The 15,542-nt window shown below is 30.4% G+C and carries 8 protein-coding genes and 1 pseudogene; 8 read left to right on the top strand and 1 reads right to left on the bottom strand.

What is annotated here, in order from left to right:
* The first annotated feature begins 4 nt into the window (after nt 1–4).
* Nucleotides 5–6,547, top strand: coding sequence for an amino acid adenylation domain-containing protein (locus ACZDYH_RS17560; protein WP_474886735.1), 6,543 nt, complete (start codon nt 5–7; stop codon nt 6,545–6,547).
* A gap of 58 nt (nt 6,548–6,605) precedes the next feature.
* Nucleotides 6,606–7,304, top strand: a complete 699-nt coding sequence (locus ACZDYH_RS17555) for a 4'-phosphopantetheinyl transferase family protein (RefSeq protein WP_102956929.1) — start codon at nt 6,606–6,608, stop codon at nt 7,302–7,304.
* A gap of 133 nt (nt 7,305–7,437) precedes the next feature.
* On the opposite strand, the pseudogene ACZDYH_RS17550 reads toward ACZDYH_RS17555, so the two are convergent.
* A pseudogene (locus ACZDYH_RS17550) lies at nt 7,438–8,428 on the bottom strand (LacI family DNA-binding transcriptional regulator).
* Between the two features lie 98 nt (nt 8,429–8,526).
* Between ACZDYH_RS17550 and ACZDYH_RS17545 the strand changes: the two are divergent.
* From ACZDYH_RS17545 to sbnA, 6 genes are all read left to right on the top strand, one after another.
* Nucleotides 8,527–9,852, top strand: coding sequence for a DegT/DnrJ/EryC1/StrS aminotransferase family protein (locus ACZDYH_RS17545; protein ID WP_102956931.1), 1,326 nt, complete (start codon nt 8,527–8,529; stop codon nt 9,850–9,852).
* Nucleotides 9,839–10,699, top strand: a complete 861-nt coding sequence (locus ACZDYH_RS17540) for an HAD-IIB family hydrolase (RefSeq protein ID WP_474886733.1) — start codon at nt 9,839–9,841, stop codon at nt 10,697–10,699. The genes ACZDYH_RS17545 and ACZDYH_RS17540 overlap by 14 nt, the downstream gene beginning before the upstream one ends.
* 16 nt (nt 10,700–10,715) lie before the next feature.
* Nucleotides 10,716–11,765, top strand: a complete 1,050-nt coding sequence (locus tag ACZDYH_RS17535) for a Gfo/Idh/MocA family protein (RefSeq protein ID WP_102956933.1) — start codon at nt 10,716–10,718, stop codon at nt 11,763–11,765.
* A 75-nt stretch (nt 11,766–11,840) separates the two neighbouring features.
* The gene (locus tag ACZDYH_RS17530) at nt 11,841–13,040 is read left to right on the top strand and encodes an MFS transporter (RefSeq protein WP_474886731.1); all 1,200 of its coding nucleotides are present in this window, start codon (nt 11,841–11,843) and stop codon (nt 13,038–13,040) included.
* Between the two features lie 411 nt (nt 13,041–13,451).
* Nucleotides 13,452–14,384 (top strand): ornithine carbamoyltransferase, encoded by a 933-nt coding sequence (locus tag ACZDYH_RS17525; protein ID WP_474886729.1) that lies wholly within the window; start codon nt 13,452–13,454, stop codon nt 14,382–14,384.
* Nucleotides 14,385–14,548: 164 nt separating this feature from the next.
* Entirely contained in the window at nt 14,549–15,526 is a 978-nt protein-coding gene (sbnA, locus tag ACZDYH_RS17520) for a 2,3-diaminopropionate biosynthesis protein SbnA (RefSeq protein ID WP_474886727.1), read from the top strand.
* Nucleotides 15,527–15,542: the final 16 nt, after the last annotated feature.

The following is a 15,542-nucleotide window of genomic DNA, read 5'->3' as shown; positions in this document are numbered from 1 at the left end:
AAAAATGCTTGATAAATTTACCCAGCAGGTTTTATTATCTAGTGAAAAATTTAAAAAAGAAAAAGAATATTGGTTAGACAAGTTATCAGGTGATGTTGAGTTAAGTAGATTTCCTTGTGATTGTCTGTCTTTAAATAGTATTCAGGCTTCTAAAGAAAGTTATTATTGTCAATTCCCATCGGATATTGCGAAGAGAGCTGTAGCAATTAGCAATAATTCTGATATGTTACTGTACACTATTTTATTATCAGGTGTGAAATATCTCTTAAGTAGATATACCGATAGGGATGATATAGTAATTGGAATGCCAGTTTTTAAGCAAGGTCAAGAAGAGACGGTTTTTCAAAACAACTTTTTATTATTACGTACTCAAATAAATCAAGAAGATAATTTCAAAGAAATAATATATAAAATTAAAGAAACAATTTTAGAGTCAAATGAACATTGTCATTTTCCTTTTAATAAACTTACTCAATTATTAAGTCTAAGTGGAGAGAGTAATAATCTTCCCTTATTAAATACAATAGTAATGTTAGATGATATTCATTGTTATGAGAGTACAGATAAAATAAACTCGGATATGGTTATTAGGTTTATGAAAAATGAAGAACAGTTAAAGGTTCAAGTAGATTACAATTCTACTTTATATAGTGAAGGATTAGTTAGTAGAATAGTTAATCATTTATATAATATTTTAGATATATTAATGAAAGATCCAAATAAATCTGCAATGGATCTAGATGTAATGTCTAAAACAGAAAAGAATCAAATATTATATGATTTCAATCATACGACTAGAGTTCATAAAACATTACTTTGTGAGACTGTAACAGCTCCTCAATTATTTGAAGAGCAGGTAAAACAGAATCCTAATCAAATAGCGATTGTATGTAATGAAAAAGAAATTACATATAAGCAATTAAATATAAAAGCTAATCAGTTGGCGAGAAGGTTATTAAACCAGGGAGTTAAAAGAGAATCCATTGTTGGTGTGATGATGGAACGCTCTATTGAGATGATTGTAGGCATATTAGGTATCTTAAAAGCGGGTGGGGCGTATTTACCGATTGATACCGATTTACCAAAACAAAGAGTGGAATACATGCTGACAGACAGTGGGTGTTCACATGTACTAACATATCAAAACTCTATTATAAAGGGAGTAGCATTCCAAGGTAGTGTAATAAATCTAATGGATATTCCTTTTGAAGAAGAAGAAGAACAAGTAGAAGATTTGCAGATAACGATGGAACCTCACAACTTGGCATATGTTATTTATACATCAGGTTCTACAGGCGAGCCCAAAGGGGTAATGATTGAACATCGTTCCTTAACTAATTTTTTGTGTGCAATGTATGAGGACTTCTCTCAAGATATAGGGATAACTGATAATGTTCTATTCTCAAGTAGTATCTCTTTTGATGTTACTATATTTGAAGTATTTGTCCCATTGGTATATGGCGCAAGAATGACTATTTATCAAGGTGAGAAGTTTGATGTACCAAAACTTGTACAAGTCATTCTTGAGGAACAGGTCACGTTAGCATATATTCCACCTACTTTATTAAATGAAATATATGATTATTTTGTAAGAGCGAATCAGAAGATATTGTTAAATAAACTTTTCGTGGGAGTAGAACCAATTAAAACAAAATTACTCGCAAAATACGATCATCTATTTGAGGGGAACCTCCATATATTAAATTTATACGGACCTACAGAGGCTACAGTCTGTTGTACATCTTATCAATATGAGACGGATAAAGAAATTACAACACAAAACGTACCGATAGGTTCGCCATTGTTAAATACTAAAATTTATATATTGGATTCATTTCACAGGATACAACCTATAGGTGTTCCAGGTGAAATATGTATTTCTGGCATAGGGTTAGCTAGAGGATACATCAATCGAAAAGAATTAACAGCAGATAAATTTATTGATCATCCATTTGAACCTGGTGAGAAACTATATAAAACAGGAGATATAGCAAGGTGGCTACCTGATGGTAACATTGAATACTTGGGCCGAGTGGATCATCAAGTAAAAATAAGGGGATATCGAATAGAACTAGGTGAGATAGAAGCAAGTTTGTTAAAATATGAGACAATCAAAACCGCCGTAGTAATACAGCGAGAAGATGAAAGTGGAGAAAAGTATTTATGTGCGTATGTAGTTACTGAAAAAGATATTCCTATTCCAGAGGTAAGAGCATATTTAGCAACAAAGTTACCATATTATATGATACCTCAACAGATCATACCCATTCAAAACATACCGTTAACACAAAACGGAAAAATAGATAGAAAAAAATTACCTCAACCTACTTATAATTTAAAATCAAGTCATATAGAGCCGACAAATTCTACAGAAAGAAAATTAGTTGAGATTTGGAAAGATGTTTTAGGAATCCAAAGGGTAGGAATACAGGATAACTTTTTTGAGATAGGTGGTCATTCATTAAAGGCTGCTAAGTTAATTTCTATTGTTAATAAAGAATTTGATGTGCAATTATCTATTAAAACCCTATTTAAATTTCCTGTTTTGATTGATTTTTCAAAATGTATATTAGAAATGGAAAAAAGTAATTATATTTCCATAGAACCTATAAAACAACAAGAGTATTATTTAGCTTCTACGTCACAAAAGAGAATGTTTATAGTAGATCAATTCGAAGATGGTACAAATACAACTTATAATATGCCCACAATACTTAAAGTAGAAGGGGATATTTGTAAAGATAAGTTTGAAAATATATTTCAATCTTTAATGCAAAGACATGAAATATTAAGAACTTCTTTTCAAATCTTAGATGGAGAATTAGTGCAGAAAATTGAGCCTAATGTAGAATTCAATATTAAATACGTTCATGCAAATGAAAAAGATGCGGATTATTTAATACATGAGTTTATAAGTCCATTTGATTTATCAAAAGCTCCATTATTAAGGGTGTTGCTTTTAAGGATAGCAGAAGAAAGACATATCCTTGTAGTAGATATGCATCATATAATCTCTGATGGTTTATCAATGGGGATATTAATAAAAGAATTTGTAGAATTGTATAAAGGAAATGAACTTCCAAAATTGAGAGTGCAGTACAAAGACTATGTGATGTGGCAAAATGGAACTTACTATAAGAATCTAATTAGTGAACAAAAGAATTATTGGTTAACAACTTTAAAAGGAGAACTCCCGGTTTTAAATTTTCCAACCGATTTTCAAAGACCGACTATACAAAGCTTTAAAGGTAAGGTTTGTTCCTTTAATTTGGGAACAGATTTAACTTTTAAAGTAAATAAGCTAGCAACTGAAACTGGTACCACGCCATATATGATTTTATTGGCCATTTATAACATACTTTTATCTAGATACACAGGTCAAGAAGACATTATTGTAGGTTCGCCAATTGCTGGAAGGTCTCATTCTGATACTAATCATATGATTGGTATGTTTATTAATACTTTGGTAATGAGAAATTATCTAGAAAATGACGATGAGTGTATTGAGTTTTTGAGTAGATTAAAACTCAATACATTAGAAGCTTATGAAAATCAAGACTATCCTTTTGAAGAACTATTAGAAGATTTAGACTTGCATAGGGATACAAGTAGAAATCCATTATTTGATACCATGTTTGTTTTTCAAAACATGGATATGAATCCAATATCTATTGGTGAATTAGAATTTACACCGTATCAATTTAAGCAGTCAGTTTCAAAATTTGATTTGTCATTAGTAGCAACGGAAATAGATAATAACATTCATTTAAAAGTAGAATATAGTACTAAGTTATTTAAAGCGGAGACAATAGAAAGGTTAATGGTACATTTTACAAATATAGTTCAAGAAGTAACTAATAACCCTAAAATACGATTGCGTAATATTAATATGTTATCTGTAGAAGAAGAACATTGTATAATGAATGAATTTAACAAAAAAGAGAATTCAAATTCTAATCATTTTTTAGTGCATAAAATGTTTGAAGAACAAGTAAAACGGAACCCTAATCAAATAGCCGTTGTATGTAATGAAAAAGGAATTACATATAATGAATTAAATATAAAAGCTAATCAGTTGGCGAGAAGGTTATTAGACCAGGGAGTTAAAAGAGAGTCCATTGTTGGAGTGATGATGGAACGCTCCATCGAGATGGTTATAGGTATATTAGGTGTCTTAAAAGCAGGTGGGGCGTATTTACCAATTGATACTGACTTACCAAAACAAAGAGTGGAGTATATGCTTATAGACAGTGGATGTTCACATGTATTAGTACATCAAAACTCTATTATTAAGGAGATAGAATTCCAAGGTAATGTAATAGATCTAATGGATATGTCTTTTGAAGAAGAGCAAGGAGAAGACATGCAAATGATGTTAGAACCTCACAACTTAGCGTATGTTATCTATACATCAGGTTCTACAGGACAACCTAAAGGCGTAATGATTGAACATCGATCCTTAACGAATTTTGTGTGTGCAATGTATGAAGATTTCTCTCAAGATATAGGGATATCTGATAACGTTCTATTCTCTAGTAGCATCTCTTTTGATGTTACCATATTTGAAATATTTGTCCCATTGGTATATGGCGCAAGAATGACTATTTATCAAGGTGAGAAGTTTGATGTACCAAAACTTGTACAAGTCATTCTTGAGGAACAGGTCACGTTATCATATATTCCACCTACTTTATTAAATGAAATATATGATTATTTTGTTAGAGATAACCAGAAGATAGTGTTAAATAAACTACTTGTAGGAGTAGAACCAATTAAAACAGAATTACTCGCAAAATACGATCATCTATTTAGGGGGAACCTCCAAATATTAAATGGATACGGACCTACAGAGGCTACAGTCTGTTGTACAACTTATCGATATGAGAGTGATAAAGAAATTACAACACAAAACGTACCGATAGGTTCGCCATTGTTAAATACTAAAATTTATATATTGGATTCATTTCACAGGATACAACCTATAGGTGTTCCAGGAGAAATATGTATTTCTGGTATAGGGTTAGCTAGAGGATACATCAATCGAAAAGAATTAACAGCAGATAAATTTATTGATCATCCATTTGAACCTGGTGAGAAACTATATAAAACAGGAGATATAGCAAGGTGGCTACCTGATGGTAACATTGAATACTTGGGCCGAGTGGATCATCAAGTAAAAATAAGGGGATATCGAATAGAACTAGGTGAGATAGAAGCGAGTTTGTTAAAATATGAGACAATCAAAACGGCCGTAGTAATAGATCAAGAAGATGAAGATGGAGAAAAGTATTTATGTGCATACGTAGTTACCGAAAAAGATATTAGTATTCCAGAGGTAAGAGCATATTTGGCAACAAAGTTACCACATTATATGATACCTCAACAACTCATACCAATTCACAATATACCATTAACACAAAATGGGAAAATAGATAGAAGCAAGTTACCAAAGCTAAATACAATGAGCAATAGTAATTATGTACCACCAAGAAATGAAATAGATAGTAGTTTAATTGATATTTGGAGTAGTATATTAGGCGTAAATAATATTGGTATAAATGATAATTTTTTTGAATTAGGTGGTCATTCTCTTAAGGGATTAAAGTTATTCGAAAATATCAAGAGAATGTTTAATGTGCAACTGCCATTAAGTTTATTATTTCAAAAGGCTACTATTGAACAATTAAGTGATGTAATAAGTAGGAATAAAGGAATAGACAGTGAGTGTTTAATTCCAATTCAAAATGGAACAAACAAGGATAGTCAATGGTTCATTGTTCATGGGCAAGGCGGGGGGATATTAAACTATTATGATTTGGCTAGAGAATTAGGAGAAGATAAGACTGTATATGGGTTACAATCTATAGGATATGATGATAGTAGATTTCCAAACTTATCTGTAGAGGAAATGGCGGTAAGATATATAGAAGAGATTAAACAAGTAAAAAAGGAAGGGCCATATACCTTATTAGGATGGTCTTTTGGAGGAATAGTTGCATTTGAAATGGTTAGAAAATTAGAAGAACTAGGTGATAAAGTTAGTTTTCTAGGTTTACTTGATGTTCATCCTATTGAACAAGGTAAGGAGATTCTTAGTTTAAATATTAGGAATTCATTTGAAGAATTGGAAAAATTCAATGATCAGTTAGGGATTGAGAAAAATAGTTTTGAGCAAATGAGTGAAGAACAATTAATAGAATCTTTACTGAAAAAATTTACATTGAATGAAAATAGTTGTCAGCAAAATTTTGAAGATCCAATGATGAATAAGTTAAAAGTAATGATAGCTAATAGATATGCATACCTAAAATATAATTGTAAACAAAAAATAAAAGCAGATGTCTTTTTATTTAATGCATCTATTAATGATATTCACCCACTGGTAGATTATACTAGATGGAATGAATACACATCAGGGGAAGTATACGCTATGCAAGTGCCAGGTTCCCATCTGAGTATGTTAGAGAAACCCCATATTCATGAATTGGTAAAGAGTATAAAAAGGAGTTTTAAACAAATGCTTATATTAGCACATGTAAATAAGTGAAATACTTTTTAAGAAATGTACACTATTAATTTTATGGGGATTAGGTGGGAAGGATATAATGAATATATATAAGGTACATGTGCCTGAAAGTATAGAATATGATCATATGCAGAAGCTTATACGATTGGTCTCAAATGAAAAGCAGATGAAAATACAGAAATACAAAAGAAAGCCTGACCAATATAGAGCTTTAATTGCAGACATTTTAATAAGATATTTAATTACTAAAAGATTCTCAAAAAAAAATAAGGACATCAAATATAAATACAATGAACACGGAAAGCCTTATGTTGATGATTTAAATAACTTTCATTTTAACATATCACATTCCGAAAGTTGGGTTGTTGGAGTTTTTCATGAGGAAGAAGTGGGAATAGATGTAGAAAAAATAGGTCCTTTAGATACTACAATGTTTAAAAATATATTTACTGAGGAAGAATTTGATTATCTAAATTCGTTAAATTTAGAACAACAATTAGATGTCTTTTATGAATTATGGACTATAAAAGAAAGTTTTGTTAAATGGATGGGAAAAGGATTAACTATACCTTTAAATTCTTTTGTTATTAATAAAAATAAAATATTTTATGGTGATATGCTATCTAAGGAGGTTTATTTTAAAAAGTTTACTATTGGTAATGATTATAAGCTTTCTTGTTGTAATTCTTCAGATAGTTTTCCAGAATCAATAATTGATATCAATTTTATTGATTTGTGTAATTACTTTATAGAAAATAAAAACTTCTACTTAGATTAAGATGGCTCGTGTCCTCATTGTTGAAGAAAGTTTTTAGAAAATAAAATCAGAAAATTATATAAACTATCGGTGTAAATTTTAGGATATTGTATAAAAGCGTCATTTTAATTTGAAAATGACGCTTTTTATTTATTTATGTCGATTCACGAATAATTAAGCTTGCTGGATATTCAATAATTTTACGCTTAATAGATTCCTTTTCATTTATATATAGGAGTATTTCACTAACAGTTCGCTTACTTAGTTCAACGATTGGAATATCAATTGTACTAATTGTTGGAGTTGTAACTGTACAAATTAATTGATTATCATAACCGCAAACGGCAAGGTCAGTAGGAATAGTATATCCTTTTAAAGAAGCCCCTTTAATTACTCCAGCAGCAACTTGATCATTTCCAGTAAATAGTGCAGTAGGTTTATCTTTTAATTTATCTAACCTCTCAAAGATTTTAATTCCATCTTTAATAGTAATTGCATCTCCAAATAACCAACTTTTTTTGTATGATAATTGTTTTTCTTCTAATGCACGCAGATATCCTTGTTTGCGTTTTAATTGTGCTTGACTATTAAGAGTATCAAAACAAAAGCCAATTTTTTTATGTCCTTTGCTTATTAAATGCTTAACAGCTTTGTATCCGGCTTCAAATTCATCATAGCAAATTATCGGAATAGGTGCATTTTCCTCATACTCATTACAAAGTAATATAGGGCCATATGCTAAATAATGCTCTATATTTTCCCAATTATTTTCTAAGGATGCGAGAATTACACCATCCACAGCTTTATTCTTTAGTAATGAAAGTAATTCAAGCTCTATTTTTTTTTTTATAAAAAGTCTGATAAATCAGTAATTTATAATTATGTTTTAAAAGTTCTTTAGAAATTTCTCTAGCTAATTTTCCGAAAAAAGGATGATCTATATTTGGAATCGATAGAGCGATGGTTTGTGTCTTATTTATCCTAAGATTTCTAGCGATAGAACTAGGAGTATAGTTTAATTCTTTCATTATTTTTGTTATTTTCTCACGTTTTTCCGAATTTACATATGGATGGTTATTTAAAACTCTTGAAACTGTAGCATTTGATACATTGCATAATTTAGCAATTTCATTAATTGTTACCATAGAGAATCCCTCCGCAAAAAAAATATTGACATGTAATCGATAACATAAAATATAGTCTATTCATGATTTTTAAAATAATTTCTTAGGGGTGATTTAACGTGAAAACTCTTACTACAATTTCTGGTCATAGCAAAGACAATTTAGCTTTATTAAAGTGCCTGCAGGGAGAAACGAAAGAGAAAGAATTTGAAATTAGTAATATATTGCCGAATCACAAAATGAAAGAGAAATTATTTAGAGAAAATAAATTGAAAATAGATATTGATATAGAAAAAGACATTTTCAATTATAGCAGAAAAAATATACAAAAAATAGAATTTATGCCAGTTAATCGGCTGATTTCTCAAAGTGAAATTGACGGAATAATGGGAACTTTAAAAGAGGTTTTACCGACAGGTCAATTCACAAGTGGACCATTTTCTAAAAAATTAGAAGAAGTAATTGGGGAGTATTTAAACAAGAAGTATGTAATTGCAACAAGTAGCGGTACAGACGCACTTATGGTGTCATTGTTATCTATTGGTATTCAGCCGGGTGATGAAGTAATTATGCCAGCTAATAGTTTTGCTGCTACTGAAAATGCTGTGTTAGCAATTGGTGCAAAACCTATATTTGTAGATATAGATCACAAGAGTTATTGTATTAACCCATCTAAAATAGAAGAAGCTATAACCCAAAAGACAAAATGTATTTTACCTGTACATTTGTATGGCAAACAATGTGATATGAAAAAAATTCGTGAAATTGCAGATGTTTATCAGTTAAGTGTTATTGAAGATGCATGTCAGGCTATTGGTTCTTCAAACCTTGGAGAATATGGAGATATTATTGTCCTTAGTTTTAATCCATATAAAAACTTTGGTGTATGTGGTAAGGCAGGTGCAATAGTTACTAATAATGAAAATCTTGCAATTCGTTGCAATCAATATAGTTATCATGGATTTGAAGTTGATAAAAAAAATAAAAAAGTATTAGATTTTGGTTTTAATTCTAAAATTGATAACCTCCAAGCAGCTATTGGTTTAGAGAGAATTAAGTTCCTATCGTATAACAATTTAAAAAGAGCATTTTTAGCTCAACGATATATTCGTAATTTAAAAGAATTAGAGGATAGAGAATTAATAAAACTACCTAAGATGACAGAAGATAATATTTGGCATCTTTTTCCGATTAGAGTTGAAAATGGAAGAAGAGATGAGATGAAAAATAAATTGTACCAGTTGTATAACATTGAAACAGATATTTATTATCCAGTATTATCTCATAAACATAATACTAAGTTGGTAAAAGAAAACTATATGCAGGATTCTTTATTAAATACAGAGCAAGTTCATAAAGAGATATTACATTTACCTTTACACCCAAATATGATGATAGAAGAGCAAAATTTCGTTTTGGAGGGATTAATTAATGTCAATAAGTAATGAAGTTTTAAAGACTTTAAATTTCGAAAGACTACCACAGGTTAAAAGCCCTAAATATGTAGTGTTCTGTGATTTTGATGAAACTTATTATCCTCATAACATGGATGATTCTAAAAGAAACAATATGAAATTGTTAGAAAAATATTTGTATGAACACGGAAGTAATGGGGAGCTAGTAATTGGTTGGGTAACTGGAAGTAGTTTAGAATCAATTATTGAAAAAATGAAAAAAGGTGGGATTCAGTATCTTCCTCATTTTGTGGCAAGTGGATTAGGTACAGAAATAACATACTTTGTCAGTAATGGGACTACTATAGATGATCAAACTTGGGAAGAGAGAATCGTAGAGGGTGGTTTTGATTCGTCAAAGATTGAAAGAATTATCAAATTGTTAGAAATAAAATATGGAATTTTTTTAAGACCTCAGACACAATTAGGAAGTTCTAAGTACAAATTTAATTTTTATTATGAAGAGCAAAATGAAGCTATTGATGTAAAAAATTTAGAGATGATAGAAGAAATAAGTAATATATTCCAAGTTGGGGTTAATATTAACAAATGTAATCCATTAGCTGGTGATCCAGAAAATTGCTATGATGTAGATTTTATTCCACTTGGAACAGGTAAAGATGAAATTGTGAAATTTATGTTAGATAAGTATGAATTAGATAAATCAAATGCAATTGCTTTTGGAGATAGTGGAAATGATTTAAGGATGCTACAAGCAGTAAGACATGGTTACTTAGTAGAAAATGCAACAGAAGAGGCTAAAAAAACACACTCAATGCTAACTCAAGGTGAATACTCAATAGGAATTTTAAATACTCTAAAGCACATTATTAATTAAAGGGGATGTTCATATAATGAATATTGGAATTATAGGTGCAGGTAGTATTGCAAAAGCTCATTCTAGAGCTTTATCAACAGTTGATAATTGTAAACTAGTTGGAGTATATGATGTTAATTACGAGAATGCTCGAGGGTTAGTAGAAGATTATGATGGGGAAGTATTTAATAGTTATGAGGAGCTACTTAAAGTTGTTGATGGGGTAATAATATCTTCCCCTAATTTTTGTCATAAATCTCAAGCTGTTCAAGCGTTATTAAAAAACAAACATGTTTTAGTTGAAAAACCGATGGCAATTTCTTGTGAAGAAGCAAAATACATGATGAAAATAGCCAAAGATACCAATGTAGTTGCTGCAATGGGGTTTAACTATCGTTACTTGTCTTATATTAAGGCTTTGAAAAGCTTAATTCAAAATGGGGAATTAGGAGAGATAGTAGTTATAAGACTACATTTTAAAAAGAATAGTGCCTTTAGAAGAACTTTGTTTACTTGGCGGGATAATAATCAAAGTAATAAAACTAGTGGGGCACTGGGGGATTTAGGAATTCATTTAATAGATTTACTTTGGTTTTTATTTGAAAGTGATTTTAGAGAGGATACTGTTCGAACTAAAATTAAAACAAATGTTAAAGAAAAAGAAAAACAAAAAGTATTTGTAGATGACTATGCAGAAGTTTATGGTCAATTAACAAATAAAGTATTTGTTAATATTACAACATCTAAAAGTTCATTTCCTGAAGATTGTGGCTTTAGTATAGAGGTAATAGGTACTAAGAAAGAATACAAGTACTCTTCTAAAGAACCTAATAAATATATAATTTTTGATGGTTTGGAAAAACAAGAAATCTTTTTGCCTTTACCATTATTAGTTGATCCAGAAAACGAGATTTTTGAATGGGCAGATTCCTTTAGAAATGAAATTATAAGCTGGGTTAATGCTGCAGCAGGTGGTCCTAAAGAATCGATTGCAACATTTGAAGATGGACTACGTTCACAAGTTATATTAGATTTATTCTTCAATAAGAACAAAAGTAAAAAAGAGTTATCTGTAACAACTATTTAGTTTTATTGTAAAAACAGGGATTTATAATTTGTAACATAAATCCCTGTTTTTCTTTTGAATTGGAGCTGATAAAAGATGCGGTTAATATTTTATTATGGATGCTTGTTCTATTTTATTGTAGGAGTAATACATGTTTGTATGGGCAGTCTAATTCCTTCGTTACTACAATATTATGAAAGAACACCCGATCAACTAGGTATTTTAATATTTTTTCAATTTACTGGATTTTTATTTGGCGTTCTTAGTTCGCCTATTCTAGTAAAAAAATATCATTACTTTAAAACATTAACATTTGGGATATTGGCAATGTCGATAGTTTTAGGAGGTTTTATATTTGTTAAAGATTGGGTATATTTAGCGGTAATTGCATTTGGATTGGGTTATGGAGCGGGTTTGTTAGAAACTACTATGGGTTCCTTTGTTATTTCAGCAGAAAAGAATAGTGCTGCTAAATTCAGCATTCTTGAAGTATGGTTTGGGATTGGAGCACTTGGATTTCCTTTATTAGTCAATTATTTTATAAAATTTTATACATGGTATTTCATTTTATATGGAATCTTGCTATTTCTTATTTTCACACTATTAGTTTGGTACTTGTTTGGGAGTGCTAGATTTAATAATCTTTTTCCTCCAAAGAATGAAAAGGAAGTATCACTACCCCCATTAACTGATAGTTTTAAAAATGGAAAAGTAAAAATTATATTATTTATATCACTTTTTGCATTCTTATATGCAGGTATAGAAACCAATCTTGCAAATTTTTTATCTACAATTATGATTCTTACTAATAATGAATTAATTAATTCAATAAGTATATCTTGTTTCTGGCTAGCAATAGTTATCGGAAGGATTTTTGTAGGTAAGCTTGTTCATAAGTTTAATTATTGGATATATATTTCATCTAGTTGCTTCACATTAGTAATTCTCTTATTTCTATTCCCCTTTGTTCGTGGTACAGGTATGTATTTATCTGTAATCTTCATTATTGGTTTAGTCATAGCTGGCATTTTTCCGATAACACTTATTTTAGCTTCCCGTATTATGGAAAATAATATTGATGAAGTGACTAGTTTATTTATTGCATCGGCAAGTTTGGGAGGAGCTCTAGTTTCTTTTCTAATTAGTTGGAGCTTATCATTAAATACTATAAATATTACCTTTTGGATATTTTCATTTTTTGCTTTTATTCTTGGTTGCATTATTTTAAAGATGAGGAAAATCTCCAATTATAGTAATAAAGATGTTAAAAAAATAGAAAGCATGAAATCTTTATAGAAAAAATTTTTATGTATAGAATGTGTAAAAAAGAAAATTATAGTATAAATTTACAGAAAATTGATAAAAGAGTTGAGAAAGCTGAAAATTCAGTATTTTGAGTATATTTTTAGCGTTGTAGTGTGTAATATATTCAGCAGAGCTATATCATAAAAAATAGGAATATAGACTAACAATAGAATTATATTTGAGTATTTATGGGTAAACATAGTATTCGAGTTCATATAGGCTATATATCAACTGCTATACATTAGTTTAAAAACAAATATAGAAAAGTGTGGTAATGGATTCACATGAATTATATTTGTAATCTATTATTTTTTACCTTAGCTGTTTAATAGTTTTGATTTAAATATATGTGTAAATACATTTTTGTTACATGCACTTATTCAAAAGGGAGGTAATATAATAATGGCTATTCGAAAACATTTAATTACTCTTGAGGATCTTACTGATAGTGATATTAACCAAATTGTAACTCGTGGGGTAGAGTTTGCCACAGGTAAATCGCAACCTAATCACATATTAGCGGGAAATATAATTGGGATTTACTTCCGTAAAACATCGACTAGAACTCGATCGGCATTTTCTGTTGCAGCATTAAAGATGGGTGCACAAATTGTATCGTATGGTCCAAATGATTTGCAAGAAAATACAGGAGAGTCTATAGAAGACACTACTCAAGTACTTTCGCGAATGCTGGATGGACTAGTAGCAAGAACTGCAGATAGTCAAAAGGAAATGGAAAAACTGGCATCTCAAAGTCGTATGGCAGTCATTAATGCAATGAGTGCGGAAGAACATCCAACACAAGCACTAACAGACTTAACAACAATGAAACAAAAATTTGGTGAGATAGCTGGATTACGGGTTTTATATATGGGAGAAGGTAATAACAGTGCAGCAGCTCTAGCTCTTTCTTTATCTCGTTTTCCAGGTACAGAGTTATATCTTTTTACACCTGCTGGTTATGGAGTGTCTCCAAGTGTACTTGAAAAATCAAAAGAATATGCACGATTTTCTGGTGCTAAAGTTATTGAATGTCATGACATAAAAATGTTACCTGGTGAAGTGGATGTTGTATATACAACAAGGTGGCAAACAACAGGGACAAGCAAAATAGATTCTTTATGGAAAGATGCATTTAATCCATTTGCAGTGACAGAGGAAATTTTGACTTTATATCCGGAAGCTACTTTTATGCATGACCTCCCAGCACACCGGGGTGAAGAAGTAGCAGCAACAGTTATTGATGGACCGAAAAGTATTGTATTTACCCAGGCCGAAAACAAGCTAAATAGTGCTATGGCAGTACTTGAATGGTGCTTAGCTTACCAATACTAAAGAATCTAGCATTTATTGTCTTTCAGCTATAAGTTCTATTTGATCTACATTCGAAAGGACATTTAAAGTAAACCTGAATATAAGTTATTTAAAAGTGATTTATATTTGAATTTATAAATGTTTAATTAATTTTTTTAGATTTTAACCAAGAAAGGAAGCAAATGATGCTCAAGAAATTAGAAAGTTTAGAAAGGGTAATCGGCAACACACCTATGATTAAATTAGAGTATGAAAAGATTAATCTGTATGCAAAACTAGAATATCACAATTTAATGAATAGTGTTAAAGTGCGTGCTGCTTACCATATTTTAAAATCAGCAATAAGTCGCGGAGAAGTGACTGAAAATTCTACAATTATCGAATCTTCATCTGGTAACTTTGCGGTTGCTCTTGCTACTCTTTGTAGGTATATTGGTCTGAAATTCATACCAGTTATTGATCCAAATATTAATGATAGTTATGAGAGTTTTTTGAGAGCAACTTCCTATCAAGTAGCTAAAGTGGATGAACGAGATGAAACAGGTGGCTACTTAATAACGCGTTTAAATAAGGTGAAAGAGCTTTTAAATACTATTCCTAATGCATACTGGACAAATCAATATAATAATGCCGATAACTTTGAAGCTCATTATCAAGGAATTGGTGGAGAAATATCTAATGATTTTAAACAGTTAGATTATGCCTTCATTGGAGTGAGTACTGGAGGAACTATCGCTGGGGTATCTACACGATTAAAAGAAAAATTCCCTAATATTAAAATTATTGCGGTAGATAGTCAAGGATCCATTATTTTTGGTGATAAGCCTCGTAAACGATATATACCAGGAATTGGTGCCAGTATGGTACCTGGTATGGTTAAAAAAGCATTGATTGATGATGTAATGATTGTACCGGAGGTTCATACTGTTGCAGGTTGTTATGAGCTATTTAATAAACATGCAATATTTGCCGGTGGATCATCAGGGACTTCATATTATGCAATCCAAAAGTATTTTGAAAATAGGGATGTTCAAAATACCCCTAATGTTGTTTTCTTATGTCCTGATAATGGTCAAGCTTACACATCTACTATTTACAACGTAGAATGGGTAGAATGGCTTAATACACAAAAATCAGTAGAAGATCAATTAGTTTCTTTATAAAAATGATATAGAAATG

Source organism: Bacillus sp. EB V-12, assembly GCF_056158125.1.
This window is presented reverse-complemented; position numbering and strand designations above follow the sequence as displayed.

Excerpts from the sequence above, each read along its gene's own strand:
- ACZDYH_RS17560 (WP_474886735.1), top strand. The coding sequence starts at position 5 with ATGCTTGATAAATTTACCCAGCAGGTTTTATTATCTAGTGAAAAATTT.
- ACZDYH_RS17555 (WP_102956929.1), top strand. The coding sequence starts at position 6,606 with ATGAATATATATAAGGTACATGTGCCTGAAAGTATAGAATATGATCAT.
- ACZDYH_RS17540 (WP_474886733.1), top strand. The coding sequence starts at position 9,839 with ATGTCAATAAGTAATGAAGTTTTAAAGACTTTAAATTTCGAAAGACTA.
- ACZDYH_RS17535 (WP_102956933.1), top strand. The coding sequence starts at position 10,716 with ATGAATATTGGAATTATAGGTGCAGGTAGTATTGCAAAAGCTCATTCT.
- ACZDYH_RS17530 (WP_474886731.1), top strand. The coding sequence starts at position 11,841 with ATGCGGTTAATATTTTATTATGGATGCTTGTTCTATTTTATTGTAGGA.
- ACZDYH_RS17525 (WP_474886729.1), top strand. The coding sequence starts at position 13,452 with ATGGCTATTCGAAAACATTTAATTACTCTTGAGGATCTTACTGATAGT.
- sbnA (WP_474886727.1), top strand. The coding sequence starts at position 14,549 with ATGCTCAAGAAATTAGAAAGTTTAGAAAGGGTAATCGGCAACACACCT.